Annotated in this window: 18 protein-coding genes; 8 read left to right on the forward strand and 10 right to left on the reverse strand. The window is 46.4% G+C overall.

The annotated features are described in order from the left end of the window. The first annotated feature begins 283 nt into the window (after positions 1-283). The gene (locus tag H6F77_RS22705) at positions 284-3,502 is read left to right on the forward strand and encodes a protein kinase domain-containing protein (RefSeq protein ID WP_190491180.1); all 3,219 of its coding nucleotides are present in this window, start codon (positions 284-286) and stop codon (positions 3,500-3,502) included. Here the strand turns inward: H6F77_RS22705 and H6F77_RS22710 are convergent. The 3 genes from H6F77_RS22710 to aat form a co-directional block, all read right to left on the reverse strand. Next, positions 3,499-4,206, reverse strand: coding sequence for a cyanoexosortase A system-associated protein (locus H6F77_RS22710; protein ID WP_190491181.1), 708 nt, complete (start codon positions 4,204-4,206; stop codon positions 3,499-3,501). The genes H6F77_RS22705 and H6F77_RS22710 overlap by 4 nt on opposite strands. A gap of 91 nt (positions 4,207-4,297) precedes the next feature. Beyond that, the gene (gene crtA / locus H6F77_RS22715; protein WP_190491182.1) at positions 4,298-5,134 is read right to left on the reverse strand and encodes a cyanoexosortase A; all 837 of its coding nucleotides are present in this window, start codon (positions 5,132-5,134) and stop codon (positions 4,298-4,300) included. A 40-nt stretch (positions 5,135-5,174) separates the two neighbouring features. Continuing rightward, a complete protein-coding gene (gene aat / locus H6F77_RS22720) occupies positions 5,175-5,753 on the reverse strand; it encodes a leucyl/phenylalanyl-tRNA--protein transferase (protein ID WP_190491183.1) in 579 nt (192 codons plus the stop codon). Between the two features lie 77 nt (positions 5,754-5,830). Between aat and H6F77_RS22725 the strand changes: the two genes are divergently transcribed. After that, entirely contained in the window at positions 5,831-6,160 is a 330-nt protein-coding gene (locus H6F77_RS22725; RefSeq protein ID WP_190491184.1) for a DUF8822 family protein, read from the forward strand. Between the two features lie 79 nt (positions 6,161-6,239). Here the strand turns inward: H6F77_RS22725 and rpsN are convergent, their stop codons facing one another. The 5 genes from rpsN to H6F77_RS22750 form a co-directional block, all read right to left on the reverse strand. Beyond that, positions 6,240-6,542, reverse strand: a complete 303-nt coding sequence (rpsN, locus tag H6F77_RS22730; protein ID WP_190491185.1) for a 30S ribosomal protein S14 — start codon at positions 6,540-6,542, stop codon at positions 6,240-6,242. A gap of 65 nt (positions 6,543-6,607) precedes the next feature. Further along, on the reverse strand, positions 6,608-7,324 hold the full coding sequence (nth, locus tag H6F77_RS22735; protein WP_190491186.1) for an endonuclease III: 717 nt from the start codon (positions 7,322-7,324) through the stop codon (positions 6,608-6,610). Continuing rightward, positions 7,321-8,412: an RIP metalloprotease RseP gene (rseP, locus tag H6F77_RS22740; protein ID WP_190491187.1), complete on the reverse strand. Its 1,092-nt coding sequence runs from the start codon at positions 8,410-8,412 to the stop codon at positions 7,321-7,323. The genes nth and rseP overlap by 4 nt, the downstream gene beginning before the upstream one ends. Positions 8,413-8,475: 63 nt before the next feature. Next, positions 8,476-9,759, reverse strand: a complete 1,284-nt coding sequence (gene serS / locus H6F77_RS22745) for a serine--tRNA ligase (RefSeq protein ID WP_190491188.1) — start codon at positions 9,757-9,759, stop codon at positions 8,476-8,478. A 187-nt stretch (positions 9,760-9,946) separates the two neighbouring features. After that, the gene (locus H6F77_RS22750) at positions 9,947-10,537 is read right to left on the reverse strand and encodes a DUF3611 family protein (protein ID WP_190491189.1); all 591 of its coding nucleotides are present in this window, start codon (positions 10,535-10,537) and stop codon (positions 9,947-9,949) included. Positions 10,538-10,875: 338 nt separating this feature from the next. Between H6F77_RS22750 and H6F77_RS22755 the strand changes: the two genes are divergently transcribed. The 4 genes from H6F77_RS22755 (at position 10,876) to H6F77_RS22770 (ending at position 12,672) form a co-directional block, all read left to right on the forward strand. Then, complete coding sequence (locus tag H6F77_RS22755; RefSeq protein ID WP_190491190.1) at positions 10,876-11,316, forward strand: hypothetical protein; 441 nt, start codon at positions 10,876-10,878, stop codon at positions 11,314-11,316. 181 nt (positions 11,317-11,497) lie between these two features. Next, positions 11,498-11,857, forward strand: a complete 360-nt coding sequence (locus tag H6F77_RS22760; RefSeq protein ID WP_190491191.1) for a PadR family transcriptional regulator — start codon at positions 11,498-11,500, stop codon at positions 11,855-11,857. Between the two features lie 89 nt (positions 11,858-11,946). Next, entirely contained in the window at positions 11,947-12,075 is a 129-nt protein-coding gene (locus H6F77_RS28560) for a hypothetical protein (protein WP_255515846.1), read from the forward strand. 63 nt (positions 12,076-12,138) lie between these two features. Beyond that, the gene (locus tag H6F77_RS22770) at positions 12,139-12,672 is read left to right on the forward strand and encodes a cofactor assembly of complex C subunit B (RefSeq protein WP_190491193.1); all 534 of its coding nucleotides are present in this window, start codon (positions 12,139-12,141) and stop codon (positions 12,670-12,672) included. Positions 12,673-12,989: 317 nt separating this feature from the next. Here H6F77_RS22770 and H6F77_RS22775 read toward each other — a convergent pair whose 3' ends face one another. Then, positions 12,990-13,307, reverse strand: coding sequence for a DUF3155 domain-containing protein (locus tag H6F77_RS22775; RefSeq protein ID WP_190491194.1), 318 nt, complete (start codon positions 13,305-13,307; stop codon positions 12,990-12,992). A 529-nt stretch (positions 13,308-13,836) separates the two neighbouring features. Between H6F77_RS22775 and H6F77_RS22780 the strand changes: the two genes are divergently transcribed. Together H6F77_RS22780 and H6F77_RS22785 are read left to right on the forward strand one after the other, a co-directional pair. Further along, positions 13,837-15,177, forward strand: a complete 1,341-nt coding sequence (locus tag H6F77_RS22780) for a GAF domain-containing sensor histidine kinase (RefSeq protein WP_242022470.1) — start codon at positions 13,837-13,839, stop codon at positions 15,175-15,177. 34 nt (positions 15,178-15,211) lie between these two features. Next, complete coding sequence (locus tag H6F77_RS22785; protein WP_190491196.1) at positions 15,212-15,352, forward strand: hypothetical protein; 141 nt, start codon at positions 15,212-15,214, stop codon at positions 15,350-15,352. 52 nt (positions 15,353-15,404) lie between these two features. On the opposite strand, the gene H6F77_RS22790 is transcribed toward H6F77_RS22785, so the two are convergent. Continuing rightward, positions 15,405-16,655, reverse strand: coding sequence for an S-layer homology domain-containing protein (locus H6F77_RS22790; protein WP_190491197.1), 1,251 nt, complete (start codon positions 16,653-16,655; stop codon positions 15,405-15,407). Positions 16,656-16,780: the final 125 nt, after the last annotated feature.

Consider the following 16,780-nt stretch of genomic DNA (forward strand, 5'->3'; position numbering starts at 1 on the left):
AAGCAGTACATAAATAAATTTTTTGCAAAATGTTACAAAAATATTTAGCACCCCTCTCTCACCCTCTTCGCAACACAGAAGAATCCAGACTGCTTACCATAATTGCGGAACATCCATAAGGGTTAATTCCAATTTGGTAACAACTATAATTAGGCAAACTAAAAATTTTAGTGTCGAATATCCTCAAAAACCTTTCACGGTCAAGCTTTGCACCGTATATGTTGCCTCCACTTGCGAAATTCAGCGGCTAGAATAGCGGCTACGGTTAGCCAAAATAGCTGCTATGACAACACTGCCGCCTCAAGAAAATACAACCCAAAATCGGAATCAGTGCTACTGCCTCAATCCTGCTTGCGAGCATCCAGAGAACGATCGCAATGCCGAAACGTGCCAAAATTGCGGGTCAAAATTACTCCTGCAAGATAGATATAGAGCGATCGCGCTTATCGGTCAAGGAGGCTTTGGCAGAACATTTCGCGCTATTGATGAATCTTCCCCATCCCAACCATATTGCGCGATTAAGCAGTTTTTTCCTCAACAACAAGGCACTAGCAATACTGAAAAAGCAGCTGAGTTATTTCGCAAAGAAGCGACTCGCCTAGAGTCACTCGGCAAACATCCGCGAATTCCTAAACTGTTGGCCTATTTTGAACAAGACCAACGCCAATATTTAATACAAGAATTTATTGATGGTCGCAACTTAGCAGAAGAATTAGCTGAAGAAGGGCCATTCGACGAAACCAAAATTCGACAGTTACTTAATGATTTGTTGCCCATACTGCGGGTTGTCCACAGCCATCAAGTCATCCACAGAGACATTAAGCCAGAAAATATTATTCGCCGTCGCGCTGATGGCAGTTTGTTTTTAGTCGATTTTGGCGCTGCAAAATATACAACAGAAACTACTCTGGGAAGAACTGGCACGGTAATTGGTTCTGCGGCTTTCACGGCTCCCGAACAAGTCAGAGGTAAAGCCGTTTTTGCTAGCGATTTATACAGTTTGGGTGTCACCTGCATTCATCTACTAACCCAGATACCTCCGTTTGACTTATTTGATGGTAGCGAAGATGCCTGGGTTTGGCGACATTATCTACGTCAAACGCCGAACGGTGCGCGTGGGAAGAAGGCTAGGAAAAGTGGAGCTTCTGTGTCGCTACAGTTAGGCAATATCCTCGATAAAATGTTACAAAGTGCGACAAATAAGCGTTACCACTCAGCAGATGAAGTCCTTCAAGATTTGAATTCAACTCCTATCCCAGTTGCTAGTTTTGAAATTAAGAAAAAATGGCTAGTGGCGGGTGCTGTTTTAGTGTTGGGATTCGCAGGAGTTCGGTATTTAGTATCTCCTGTAACGCAGATGGTGACGCAACAATCTGATGAGCGATCGCACTCTCAACAAAGTGGTTTGTTTGCAGAAGTAGATGGGAAGCAGCAAGTTTTCCCGTTGCAGCATACCGAAGTGATGGCGAAAGTCGCTGGTAATGTCTCGCGGGTGGAAGTGACGCAGACTTTTACAAACCCCTTTAAAGAACCCTTAGAAGCGGTTTATAAATTTCCACTCCCTGAAGATGCGGCGGTGGATGATATGGAAATAAAAGTAGGCGATCGCATCATCCGAGGTCTTATCAAAAAACGCGAAGAAGCAAAGCAAATTTATCAGCAAGCCAAAGAGCAAGGCAAAACTGCTGGATTACTCGAACAAGAACGCGACAATATATTCACTCAGTCGCTAGCTAATATCAAACCAGGCGAAAAAATTGATGTCACTATTCGCTATACCAATAGCCTGAAGTTTGAAAAAGGCGATTACGAATTTGTATTTCCGATGGTGGTAGCACCGCGCTACATCTCAAACAATGGCGACAATAGCAATGTTGCCAACGCATCAACAATTAACCCGCCTGTAGAGTCAGGTGGAAACATTGCCGGACAAGATATTGGCGTGACGGTAGAAATTGAAGCAGGCGTACAAGTTTCTAACGTGCGCTCTACTTCTCATCAAATCCGCACTACGAAAGACGGACGCATCCTGCGAGTTGAGTTGGCTAAACAAGATACAATTCCCAACAAAGATCTCATTTTGCGCTATCAAGTTGCAGGTAAAGAAACGCAGTCTACCGTACTTGCTGATGCAGATGAACGCGGCGGACACTTTGCCACATATTTAATCCCCGCAGTGCAATATCAAACTAATGAGATTGTGCCAAAAGATGTGGTATTCCTTATGGATACCTCTGGTTCGCAATCAGGCGATCCGCTGGTAAAATCTAAGGAACTGATGCGGCGGTTTATTAATGGCTTGAATCCCCAAGATACATTTACCATTATTGACTTTGCCGATAGCACAACTCAGCTATCACCAACACCTTTACGAAATACACCAGAAAATCGCGACAAAGCCCTAAGTTATATCGAGCGGCTGCAAGCCGACGGCGGTACAGAGTTACTTAATGGCATTAATACTGTTGTGAATTTTCCACCAGCTCCCCAAGGGCGTCTGCGTAGCGTTGTGCTAATTACAGATGGATTGGTAGGCGACGACGTGCGAGCGATCGCAACAGTCCAAAAGAATCTTAAACCGGGGAATCGGCTTTATAGTTTTGGCGTGGGAAGTTCTGTTAATCGCTTTTTAATTGAGCGTTTGGCAGAGGAAGGACGAGGAACTGCAAAAGTTGTCCGTCAGGATGAACCCACACAGGAAGTAGCTGAAAAGTTCTTCCAACAAATCAACAGCCCTGTGCTAACAAATATTGAAGTTAGCTGGCAAGGTTCTGGCGCTTCACCAGCAATTTATCCCCTAAAGCCTGCGGATGTATTTGCAAATCAGCCAGTAGTGTTGTTTGGGCGCAAGCAAGATCGCAGCAATGGCACTTTGAAGATTTCCGGGATTGCTGCGGGTGGCAAACGTTATGAGAAGACAATTCCAGTCAATTTTGACAGCGCTGGAAACGCAGCGATCGCTCAACTTTGGGGACGCGCCCGCATTAAAGAATTGATGAAACAAATGTATCAGGGTGAAACTTCATCCGGCGTCAAAGATGTTACCGATACGGCTTTAGCTTATCGTTTGCTATCTAAATACACCGCATTTGTCGCCGTCACTGAAGAAGTGCGAGTCGATCCCAATAACACCAGGAAAATGCAAGTACCAGTGGAAAATCCGGATGGTATGAGGGGTGACACTACTTCTCGCAAAAATGCTAATCAGCCCCAACTTTCTCCCGCGAAAACAGCTAAGAAAACGTCATCTTCTACAGGGCTTGCCAAGCCGATAACGAATGTAGCAGCGCTACCTAATTCAATGCCAGCACCCAGCGCAATAGGGCAATCCAACCAGGTTAATTCACCTAGTCAAGGGGGGCAATCCACTCAATCTTCAGACCCAAGCCAAGTGCCAGAACCCACCAAAATGTTCGGCAATATTCTAGGGCTTTTGTTGTTAGGAATTTACTTTGGCTGGAAGCGGCTGATGGGATTGAAAAACTCTACACCCCGCCATTAAATCATAATTACTAGGGTGGGCAATACCCATCCTACTAATTTGTATTGCCACCATTGATACCAAGGAACCCAGGCTTGTTCTAAAGTTTGATATGCATTTTCTACAGCAGAATAATCTTTTAGGGGTATCGACAAATGCGCCCATAAACAACGCATATCTCGCAGTTCTGCGCGACCTAGCAACCAGGGAATTAAGCGGCTCAAGCGCACATCGTAAATAATACGATTGTTCCTAAACTGTTCATCCGTGACTGTACTACCGCCACGCGGGTTAATACAGGCGCTAAGATAGGCTCGTTCGCTATGAACAAAAAGGCTATAGAAGCCTATTCCTTGTTGTTGGCGTAAGATGGGTACAATTTTATCCGTGTAGTTGGGGATATTTTTATAGGTTTTTATTAAGCCTTTGATATCACCGTTTGTATTAGCAAGATAGCGCATTTCAATATCTAGGAACCAATCCTTCTGACTGTAGCGATATTGCCTTCCAGAAATGTATTTAGTAAGCTTTTCTGTAGTTTGATTAATTAGGGGGCTGCTTGCTAAAGCCTGCCAGCCAGGTAAAGATATTGTTGTGGGAAAAACGAATTCTGAAGGGGCGCGATCGCTTACGCTAGGATATAAAATTGAATTCCCCAAAACCGCCAGTACACCGCCAAAAATTGCAGCCACCAGCCAAATCCTGATTTTATCCCAACGTTTCATGGTGTTTATACTAATATAATAAGTATCTCTTCATAATTAGAAATTTTCTACTTTGATTACCCCTATCTATTTAGGGTATTTGCTGTCATCACTATGCAATATTGCTTCGATTTATATTGGATTTTTGTAAAATAAAAATATGACAGAATAACCCGAAAACCATGACACTAATCATAGAAAATATTACCGAGCCATCCCCTTTATGCCAGTAGTCAAATGCATTTTGATTAGATAACGCTACTAAAATAGCCATAAGAGCAACACGCACACCATTAACTACAAATCCCAGCAGCGCAGCCACAAAAGTAATTAATATCTTTTGCCTTGAGTTAGTGGGAAACAGCACTAAAAAGATAAATGCAAATCCCACTAATTGAAGCATAAGCCCCGTACCGGAACAGCCAGCGTATACCTCTATCGCTCCTGTTGGTAGACTGACTAGCAGACCTTGGCGGGATACTTGAAATCCTAAAACCCAAAGCACAAAAGCTGCGAATTTAGCTGTTAATTCAGATATATCAAACTGGAATAACCAGCCTTGAGCTATGGCTAGAAAACAGAGGATGCTAAGTTCCTGCCAATATTGCTTTAACCCTTTAAAACCCGAAGCTACGAGGCTCAAACCTAATATTGAAATGAAAGGTGAGATGCGGACGAAAGAGTCTTGGCTAGATAAGTGTATAGCCTTGAAAAAAATTAAAATAATCAGCGATGCACCAAAAAAAGTAGAAAAAATACCACTTTCTAGATTTAAGCGATCGCGTTTTTTCCAAAGTAAGGACAATACAGCAATCCAAAATAAAACGCTAGCCCCCAACAGGTCATTATCTCCAATTCTCATCGTCAAATGGAGATGAAGAGCAATTAAGCCTGCTGCTATACCCAAAAGCCATAATTTCAACTCTTTGACAAGTTTTAGGCCGCTCATTATTAGGTAATAAATTTAATCTGCCATAATGATAGGCTAGCTAATCTAAAAAACAATGGCTTTCTAAGGCTTGCCGCAACAGAACTTCATATTGAATATCGTCAACTATGTAAGCTCCAAAACGTTCGAGGTGGGGATTCATCATTTGGGCATCGAAAAAAACAAACTGGCGCGATCGCAATCTCTCCACCAACTTCACCATCGCTACCTTCGACCCCTCTGGAATTCTATAAAACATCGACTCGCCAATAAAAGCACCGCCGATAACAATTCCTAAAATTCCCCCAGCCAGTTCATCACCTTGCCAAGTCTCAAAACTATACGCCCAACCAGCTTGATTAAGCGCCAAGTAAATTTCCTTTAACTCCGGCGAAATCCAGGTTGTTTCCCTGTCAGCACACCCAGCGACAACGCCCTTAAAGTCTTTATTCACAGCAACGCTAAAACGCTCCTGGTTGATAACGCGCCGCAGTGACTTCGGATAGCGAAAGCTGTCGTCTAAGGGAACCAGCGCCCGTCTGCGACTGGAATACCATCCCAAGCCTTCGCTTTCCTCATCAGCCATCAGGAAGTAGCCTTGGGCATACCCCTGGATAATAGTAGGAACGTCAAACTGCATTAATTAGTTTGTGAAGCGATTATGTACTTTATCTTATTCACGGTAAGCTTTTAACTAATAGCTGAATGCTAGATACTATGTCACAACCTATCCCACCGATTACGCTACCACCAGTTGAGAATCCTCAGCAGGAGGGTGAATGGTTGCGAGACGCCTTACATAGGTGGCTCGATACAGAATTTATCCCAGAAGCCGTTAACGAGCAAATTGCCGCGCGAGCGTCCCAGATTTTTGTCCGACAGCGCATGGAAGGGGAAAATGACCTGGGTTCGCTCGTAATTGCAATTTTGATGGAAATGAAGTCGTTTGACTTTCGAGAGAGTTTTTATAGCGAGTTTGCGATCGCCAATGCGGTCAGCGATCTAATTTTAGATAGTCTTGGCGTAGATCGCTGCTGCGGCCAGTAATACATTTAAGTTTGAGTTTTGAGTTTTGAGTTTTGAATTAACTCAGAACTCGTAACCCATAACTCATAACTTTCTTGTTCTACCAGCTGGACTTGACCACACCCGGTAACAAACCTTGGTGTGCCCATTCCCGCATGACGTTGCGAGAAAGACCGAAATCGCTGTATACGCCTCTGGGACGCCCTGTCACCCAGCAGCGATTCCGCAGTCTGGTTCTAGCACTGTTGCGTGGTAGTTGTTGTATTTGACGGTGAATAGCCAGCTTCTGTTGTTGGGAAGTAGCACTATCAAATTGGTCTTGCAATTCTGCCCGCTGATCGGCATACTTCTCTACAAGCTTCTGGCGTTTCTTCTCACGCTCGATCATGCTCTTTTTAGCCATGATTGTTAGTTTCCACAAATAAAGACACCATTCTCCATTGTATCCCAATGCCATCAACTGGAAACTTATAAAGAAATTTCCAAAGTTTGACGCGAGGTTGTGATGCTGAGATTAGCTAAATTCTCCTCAGACAAATCCGCAGAAGGACATAAATCTGCAAGCACGCAAGCGTAGCACTCCGGTTTGCGAGCCTTACAAACTGCCCGACCGTGATAAACCAATCGAATCGACCAGTTTTCCCAATCTGGCTGCGGCAAAAGCCGCATTAAATCTCGCTCCACCCGCACGGGGTCAGTTTCTTCTGTCAAACCCAGACGGTAGCTAAGTCGTTTTACGTGAGTATCTACCGTCACCCCCTGATGGATATCGTAAGCATGACCAAGAACGACATTAGCTGTCTTACGCGCCACACCAGGCAATTCAAGGAGCAATTCCATTCTTTTTGGCACTTGTCCGCCAAATTTATCCACAATTAGGCGACAGGCAGCTTGAATGTTTTTTCCCTTGTTGCGATAAAAACCAGTGGAACGGATCAGATTTTGTAACTCTTCTAAGTCCGCACCAGCGAAAGCCGCTGCATCGGGAAACTGGGCAAACAACTCGGGCGTAACCTGATTCACCCGCTCATCGGTACACTGAGCAGACAAAATTGTTGCTACCAGCAGTTGCACTGGGGTTTCATAGTTCAACGTACAGGGAGCCTCTGGATAGAGTCGCTTGAGGCGAATCAAAATCTCCAGAGCGCGTTGTTTCTTAACCGACCACTTACGAGTAATGCTCACCGAAATAACTTCTGTACCCCTTCCAGATTGGCAGTATCGCGGAAAATCAGAAAAATTCCTAGCCCCAACAACAGCATCAGCCCAGTCTGCATTACACCATCTTGAATGCGGGTCGGCAGGGGCTTGCCGCGCAGACCCTCAACCAGCAGAAAAGCTAACTGTCCGCCATCAAGCGCTGGCAGGGGCAGAATGTTAATGACAGCCAAGTTGATACTAATAACTGCTGCAAAATACAGCAGGCTCAGAGTGTTAGACTCGGCTAATTTTGCGCCCGCCTCTACGATCGCAACAGGCCCGCTGACCTGGCTGGCGGTTTCTGTGAAGTTTGTAATTAACTTACCAAAGCCTTCAACCGTAGCCACAAATATCTGCTGGAATTGTTCAGCTCCCAGAGCAAAAGCCTCGCCTATATTTTGGGGGCGACGATATATACTTTTGCCATTAGCACTCAATTGCACCCCAATACGTCCTTGTCCGTCTGCTCCTAGTTCCGGTCTGACGCGCAGCGAAAGTTTTTGGCTGTCGCGTTCAATGTTCAGGTCTATTGGCTTGTTGGGATGAGTTTGAATTTCTTTCATCAGGGACGGACGCGCCTGCTCAGAAGCCGGAAGATCCTTCCCATTTACAGCGAGAATTAAATCCCCTGATTTAATCCCAGCTTGGGCGGCGGGTGTGTTTTCTGAGATTACCTGCCCAACATAAACACCAGGCTGATAGTTAAACCCTGAAGGTATGCCAACGATACCGGAATGAACCACAAGAACAAAGTAAGCAAATATTAGATTGGCAATTACCCCAGCGCTGATAACGATCGCTCGGTCGAGGACGGGGCGGTTGCGTAGCAGATTGGGGTCATCGGCAGGGATGTCGCTCTCTGGGTCATCATCGGGAAAGCCGACAAAGCCGCCTAGCGGAAAGGCTCGGAGGGCATACTCTGTTTCTGGCCCTTGATACTTCCACAGAATTGGCCCGAATCCAAGGGAGAAGCGATTGGCATAAATTCCTTGAAGACGAGCTGCCATAAAATGGCCTAGCTCATGCACCAGGATGAGGAGGGCTAAAACTGCGATCGCCGCCAAAACATTCATAGTTAAGTATTTATTGCTACTGAGCTACACACTTCTTCATTTTAGAGCGTGCAGTCAGTAAGCTTACAGAACCTCTCGCCCCAAGTAAGGTTGCAGCGCTTCTGGTATCCTCACACTTCCATCGGGTTGTTGATAGTTTTCCAGTATTGCCGACATCGTGCGCCCCACTGCCAATCCAGAACCATTGAGGGTGTGTACGAACTGCGTGCCCTTCTTCCCAGCTTCTTTAAAGCGGATGCTGCCGCGCCGCGCCTGAAAATCCATAAAGTTGGAGCAGCTCGATATTTCCCGATATTTTCCAGTTGAGGGCAGCCATACTTCTAGGTCGTAGCACTTGGCAGCACCAAAGCCCAAATCTCCGGTACATAACTCGATCGCCCGATATGGCAACTTCAATTCTTGTAAAATCGCCTCAGCATTCCCCACTAACTGCTGATGCTCTTGCTCTGAAGTGCTGGGATGAACAATTTTAACTAACTCGACTTTGTTAAATTGGTGCAGTCGGATTAATCCCCGCGTGTCTCGCCCGTAGCTACCAGCTTCTCGACGAAAGCAGGGAGTATAGGCACAGTGATAGATGGGCAACTGCGACGCTTCTAAAATTTCATCCCGGTAGAGGTTAGTTACTGGGACTTCAGCAGTGGGAGCGAGCCAGAGGTCATCCTGGTCGCATTTGAAGCTTTCTTCGGCAAATTTGGGCAGTTGACCCGTAGCTGTGAGTGACTGGCTGTTGATGAGAAACGGGGGAATGACTTCGGTGTAGCCAGCTTTGATTTGCCTGTCGAGCATGAAGCTGATTAAAGCTCTTTCGAGGGCAGCACCAGCACCGATGAGAGTTACAAACCGGGTTTGAGCAACTTTAACAGCGCGATCGAAGTTTAAAATCCCTAGTTTTTCACCAATTTCATAATGAGGGAGAATTGTAGCGCTCTGGGGTATGTATTCGTCACCCCAGCGGCGTACTTCAACATTTTCCTCTTCACTCTTGCCAATGGGTGTGGACTCGCTGGGCAAGTTAGGGAGTGTTAGGAGTAAAGCCTCTAATTTAGCTTTGAGGTCTTTTTCCTGCGGTTCTAGTTCGCCAAGCTGGCTTTTGATTTGGTTGCCTTCGTCCCGCAGCGCTTGAATTTCTGGGGAAGAGGGGTCGCCAAGCTGTTTAATTTTTATACCGACTAATTTGCCAATTTCGTTGCCTCGGGCTTGGAGTTGATTTCGCTTCGCTTCCAGTTCCCGTTGCTGCTGGTCTAGCTGCAAAATAGGTTGTAGGTCATATTTACCGACGCCGCGACGATCTAGGCGTTCTTGGACTGCTTGTGGATTTTCTCTTATTTGCTTGAGGTCTAGCACACATTCTCCCAGCTGTTGCTGCCAATAAATCAGGATATCACTGCGATCGCGTTATGGGTAATTTGGCATGAGGGATGGGGCATGGGGAACTGAGTTTTGAGCAGAGGCGCAGACAACTGCGCCTCCGGTTTTGAGTTTAATCTGCACTACTCCCCTACTCCACTACCCCTCTGCTCCCCCTCTCGCCTTACTGTTTGGCGATGCGATTCATAAGCCAAATTGACGCTGCGATTCCGGCAAAGTGAGCGGTAATGGTGTGGGTGTTCGCCAGCACAACAAGGATATCCAGCGGTTGAATTAGGCGGTTGATAGATTGGGGGTCTAAGAGTTGCACACCTTGAGGTTGGGACAAAGACTTGGCTACTAGAGCGCCTGTGATGGCTTGTGCACCCACAATGTTAAGTAACATTCCCACCAAACTCACAACCAATCCAAGCCGCAATACTTGAATGGTGTCTGCCTTTTTAGGGCGGAGGTTGGGATTGGGATCTAGCAGCTTGCGAGCGATGACGACGCAACGAAAAGCTTGATAAATACTGAAATACAGCACTAAGAGGCCGCAAACTGCAAAAAAAGTCGCTCCTCCCGTCCCTGCATTGCTGGCTCCGGTGTTGGCGCTAGGCTGGGCAAACCGAAACGCCCCCACCAAAAAAAGCCCAGTGGCAACAACGGCTAAGACTAACTGAAACCAGAAGCCAATCCAGCTTGTTAGTCGCAGGGTGAGGGCAATTCGCTTTAGGGCTGAGGGAACGGTCGGGGTGTCTGTCGTTTCTGGCATATAGATCTAAATCTGATGACTGGGTTGTGACGAATGTGTCCAGGCAACAGCTGCTGTTTAAATTGTCGTATTTCAAACGTTTATTGCCATCCCTTTGACAATAAACGTTTGGCAATCTGCTGCTATTGAGGGTGAATTTGGGCAGACAAGCATATTGCAAGCTCTTGACGCCACCCCGAGCAAATTCAACTATGGCCTAAGTCACATAATTTTTTTTTGGGGAGAACTTTTGAAACAATTCTTTCGTCAAACTAAGAATGTAGGCTCCTGATTTACTCAGGCTACCCCTATCATCGCCTGTCATTACTTTTTTAAGCCGTTTCGATTGGTGCAGTACGATGGAGTTTTTAGGAACGACACTGAAAAAGCATTTGGCTAACGGTGCTTATGCCGTTGCTCTCGTATGTAGTTTGGTGGTCTACCAAAGAACTGTTGTTGACAAGCCGATATCGATAGGCCAAAAATACCAAAGGGCGAACAGCGTCAGTACGCGCAGCATTGCGGCTATTCCAAGTCACCAAGTCAAGCCCGACAAGGTGAAAAAGCCAATTTTAAAGCAATCTTCTAGCGCTTTGGGTGAAGTCTACCAGGGTTCGTCTCGCTACCCCGCCTGGGAGGAATTTTTATCGCACTACCAAATTAAAGACTTACAGGTGCGTAGACAGAGACTGCACGGAGGCGCTGTGCAAACCAAATTTACGATCGCAGCTTCGTCCCACCAAGGAGCAGTTGTTGTTCTATCTGTTTCAATTCCGGTAGCACACCAATTGGACTTGTAAAATCAGACATCTACTCTGGCTCCCAACGCGGATTACAGTGTCTAAAATTAATGGCTGAGGGTGCCTGTGTGCCCGTCACACTGTTTCCTATAAGGTTTCAGGTGGACAAATGCATCGTTAGAATGGCCAAGACTATCCCACTGAACATGCGTTTGGTTGGGGTGAAAAGCAGGTTAATCAGATGAAATTTGACGATATCTATCAGTTTTTTCAAGACCCTCCTCCGACTTATCTCAACAAGGAACTAGCGGCATGTTATGTCCTAGCAGTCTTGTTGCAGGGAGAATCCTACGGGACAGAACTCATAGCGCGACTGGAGAGGGAATACCCAACCTATCGCCTAAGCGACACCGTTCTCTATAGCGCACTCAAGTTTCTTGAAGAGACAGGGGCGATCGCAGGGTACTGGAAAAAAGTCGAAGGAAGAGGACGCCCCCGTAGGATGTATCAAATCAACTCCACTTGGCAGGATCGCGCTCAGGAACTTGCCGGGCTTTGGCGTGATTATCTAAACAGGGACAGACAAGTAATTAGCAATTAGGGTTGTAATGCATCCTATATCGCTTCAGGGTTGCGGCTGCGACGCTCCGTGGCATCGCGATCGCCGCGATGCTAGCATTAGCCGGGGCTATGCCCACCCCTTGCCCGACTTGGGCGCTGGTGGGCACTACTATTAATTTGCGAAGCTTTAGTGTATTGTTGAAAATTCTCGATTCCTTATCGGCTCAAGCGATCGCGCGGGGCGAAGGAAGCGGGTAGTAATCTTCAGGGGCAAGCAACTTGTAAAGTAGTAGCAATGTTGCCTCTCTTTACCTAAAATCTGTGAATACGACTATTCTCTCTTCTACATTCCTGCTAACGCTCTTACTAGCAGTCGGTTTGTTTTTCTTTATCCGGGCTTCTGTTAAAGATCGCACGGAACAAGTTAAACTAATTGCTCAACAACCAGAAGCATCTCTCTTTTCTCAGTTGCAGCAGTATTTTCAAACCCGCTCCTACCGAGTTACCGCCCTAGATGCCGAACAAAATAAAGTCACCTTCCAAGGATTTGTCCGCCCCAGCTGGTTTCTAGCTATCTTCTTAACTCTGCTAGCTTTGTGCGGCATCCTTTGTCTGGTGCTGGTTTTATCTCAATTATTTCCTCAAGCGGGCGGCGTTTTTCTAATATTGCTTCTATTAGCACCCGCAGCAGGAATTTTTTACTGGCAAAAAGCTGCACGCCCAGAGATTGTATCTCTCAAGGTGGAAGCAGTAGTCGGTGAAGGAAATGAGACACAAAGTGTCCTTACCGTCACCGCCCACCGCGACGAACTGGCTTCTCTACAACAGGCATTGCAGTTAAAGACCTGCGAGTGAAGCATCGGGCAAAGCCTGCAAGCCAGAAGGCGGTAGGCGGAATAATTATTCCTTCTTACAACCTACTGACTCTTGTACGCTCCCGCACCTACAAGGAGTGGGATTCTTAAGCTCAGACTCTCCTTTCAAGTTACCTTTACTCAGGTATCGCGTTCTGATGACGAGTCGTTTCAGACTCCTCCTTAAGGTTTACGTGACCTATGCCCTAGTGTAGTTTTTACCTTGTATTAAAAAAATGGCTGCACTTAATTTTGCCAGGGTATTTTTATCCCACTTCTCTTGGCAATACGCCTAGAGATGCCTATTTTGTCTAAGTCTCAGCTGGTGCGAACTGCGACCGCAGGCTTCTCTATGGTGTTGTCAATTACCCTAAGACTAGGAAACAAGAAATGATTCTCTTCTGCGTATTGGGCACCGAAGAGACCTTTTTCTGCCCAGAAGTAGCGGTCTGTTGTGTGTTCGTTCCGCTTCACTAGCAGTAATGCGGGTGGAACTATACCCTCTGATTGAATAAATTTTCGCGCCGCGGTAACTGGTTTATCTTCCCCACTTTCGATACTAAACTGAGGCACGTGTTCCAGAATTCTGCGCCCTTCCTGGCGACGGCGACTTTTGCGCTTGCGTCTTCTTGCCAACCTGCTTACCTCCTGTTTCAGACAGCAGTTGTAATGGTAGTTACAAAAGCCGTCGCAAGTATATCCGTTTGAGTTTAAAAAATCAACTTGTATTAAACTATTTAGCCAAATCGGTCAAGTGCTGCAAGTACAAAGCTTAAGCCCCCTTGGGGGGTGCTGAAAAGAGAGTTATATTAAAATAAAATATACAAAGCTTAACCAAAAGTAATAAATAGAAGCTGGCGAGGGGTGAAAATAGGGATCTGAGGCTGTGGAATTCCAACTTGAGGAAGTCTACAGTTGATAAGGCAATAGTCTATAGTCAATAAACCGTAAGACCAGGATAAACTGGAGAGCAACGACTTGGTACGTTGAGCGGGGCGAGACCGCGCAATATCGCCTGTATGGACAGATGGCTTAAGAAAGTCCTTTGTGTATAGCGCGTAAGCGCATCTAACAAGCTTCGCTGAAGCTAAACGCAAAACGCAAAAATCTACTTTGGGCATCATGCCACACTGTATCCCTAGCCCCTAGCTACCGCATGGACATAATGGCCAGTTCAGAATTTGTTGCTTTGTGCCAATCGCAGGTGGCACTTCTAACTCAAGGGCTGGGAGCGGCTCTGAGTGCAATCTATTTAACCGAAGAACTGGTAGAATCAGGCGATGCAAAGCTAATTCCCATAGTGGTATATCCGGAAACAGGTGCTGTATGGGAAGAAAATCGGGCGAGGTGGCGTTTAGCAGACGCGACTGGCAGATTTGACCAGATTCGCCGCTTACCGTCAGGAAAATTACAGCCCTCCTCCCGCTCGCAACGCGATAATGCCCAGATAAGTTCAACTCAACCCGATGGGGGAGAAAATCCTCTGGGGCGACAGCGACAAATTGTTTTGCCGCTGATGCATGAAGGTACGGTGATGGGGTTGCTGGTGACTGGAAGGGATGACCGCCCCTGGAATGATGGAGAAAAGCTTCAGATTGAAAGGATTGCTCAGACGCTGGCTATAGCTTGCATCATGGATCGGCAGCGTGAGTGGTTGGAACATCAGGTGAAGTTGCAACAACGGCTTCAGGCGCAACAGCGCGACTTGATGGATGATTTGCTGCACCAGTTTCGCAATCCACTGACAGCTATACGCACGTTTGGCAAGCTGTTAATTAGACGCTTGCGACCTGGAGATGCTAACCGCGAAGTGGCTAATAGTATTGTGCGGGAAAGCGATCGCCTGCAAGAGTTGCTGCAACAGTTCGACCAAGCAATTGACCTGACAGCAGCCAACTCAGCACCCCGCGAACAATTGCCCCCCACGACGCCACAAGATAATCGGCCAATCCCTTTGTTACCGTACACGGTGGCGGGAAGCCAACCGCAATCCCAGTCATGCCAGCTAGCTGAAATCTTAGAACCGCTTTTGGATTCCGCAAGGGCGATCGCGCAAGAACGAAATCTAGTATTAGTTGCCAACATTCCCCCAAACTTACCCTCAGTCCAAACTAATGCCAAGGCATTGCGCGAGGTGTTGAACAATCTCATCGACAACGCCTTGAAATACACTCCAGCAGGCGGGAATGTTTATATCGATGTTGGGAAAGAAAAACATTGCTCTGCGGGAGATTTCCAGGCGATCGCTATTACCGACACTGGCCCCGGCATTCCCCCACAAGATAAAGAACATCTTTTTGAGCGACATTATCGAGGAGTGCAAGCTCAAACAGAGATACCGGGTACAGGATTGGGACTGGCGATCGCGCGAGAGTTAGTCCAGCAAATGAAAGGTGAAATACAAGTAATTAGCCCAGCCTACGACGCCGGGACTACAGATGCTCATTCATTAGACGGAAGGCACGGAACGACATTTATTGTCTGGTTGCCGCTGGCTAAGTTTTGAAATTTCAAATGCGAAAAATTTTCGCTTTTCAAACGTGAAACCCGTTTTCTTAAAGAAAACGGGTTTCAAGAAACTCCAGAGGATTAGTTCGCAGACTAAGCCGGGATTTGTGGCGAAGCGATCGCCCAACTTCCAACGCTTCTTTTTACTCAAAACTTTAAGGGCAGATGGTTAAAGAATGTCGCGGGAATGCCATATATTTTGGTAAACCCGCCCATACATCTCACTTACGGCTGAACCGTTAAGTCTTGGTTTAACTTCAGACTCAAAGCTGTATTAGGCTCAACCACGATCAAGTTAACTTTGTCCTTACCGAGGAACAGCCCAATCAGAGTACCAATCCCAGCGCCGCCTAGAACTTCTTCCGTAGCAATAGCGCGATCGCCCGTCACAGCAGAAACCGCCGCTGCCGCTGCCGCACCCAATACGGTATCCTTAATGACAGTCCTGACGCTAGTGCCCTTAGAAATCTGCTCAGTTTTTGTAATCACCTGAGAACTAGCACTTATAGGCAAGCGTTGACCATTAGGCAGACGCAACTCTCTGGCAACAAACTGAGACCCTCCAGTAGCAGGTTGCAATTCCCCAACTACCTCACTTCCTGATGGGATTACTACCGTTCCTTGATTGGTTTGAATGTTAGCCGCTACGGTCAACGTCAGCGGTGCCTTTTCATCAGGAGTTACGAGAATTTTTTGTTTTTCGTACCTGACTGGAATAGCGGTTCCAGCAGGAATTGTTACTGCCGTGTTTTGTGGGGTATCGTCAACTAGAGCCACAATGTAAGGTGAGCTGATTGCCGCCGCATCACCAGCGCTAACTAATGCTTGGTAGATGAAAGCAGCCACCTCTGCTCTAGTAGCATTTCGCCCCGGATTTAGCTGCTTGACATTGGAATAGTTTACTACAATTTTCTTCTCAGTAGCAGCGGCAATACTATTGCGAGCATAGCTAGAGATTGCAGAAGCATCGTTATAAAATTGCAAATCTGATGCTACTGCATTAGTTGCAGAATAACCCAATCCATTGGCTAAAGAAACTAGAACTTGTTCGCGGGGAATTCTTTGTTCCGGTCTGAAGATATTGCCGGGATAACCTGATAGAAACTCTGTCTGATAAGCTTCTTGAATCGCCGTGTAAGCCCAGTAGGAGGACGATACATCTGTAAATCTGACAGCATCGCGGGATTTATTCTTATTGAAGGCTTGCCGAAGCATTGCCGCAAATTGTGCCCGCGTTACTGGGTCTTGAGGGCGGAAGGTTCCATCCGGAAATCCTTTGATAATATCCCTTGAAGCGAGGGCTTCAATAAAATCCTTAGCCCAGTAGCTAGACGCTACATCGCTAAAACCAGCGCTTTGAGCAACAGCAGGTGCAGGAGCCAATATTGGTGCGACAATTGGCATCAACGAACCTGTTGTCATCCCCATCAGTAATAGTAAAGAAGTCGTAGATTTGAAGCTCTTGAAGTTAAACATTGAGTGCGTTCTCCCAAACTCATGTGCCTTTGTTTTATTAGACATGAAACTAACTAAGATGTTCCTACAAATAGCAATTTCAATAAATTTACTTTTTTTAGGTATAAATGGGTATGTCGGGAACA

Origin of the sequence: Microcoleus sp. FACHB-831 (genome assembly GCF_014695585.1) — a bacterium.
In the GTDB taxonomy this organism is placed as follows: Bacteria; Cyanobacteriota; Cyanobacteriia; order Cyanobacteriales; family FACHB-T130; genus FACHB-831.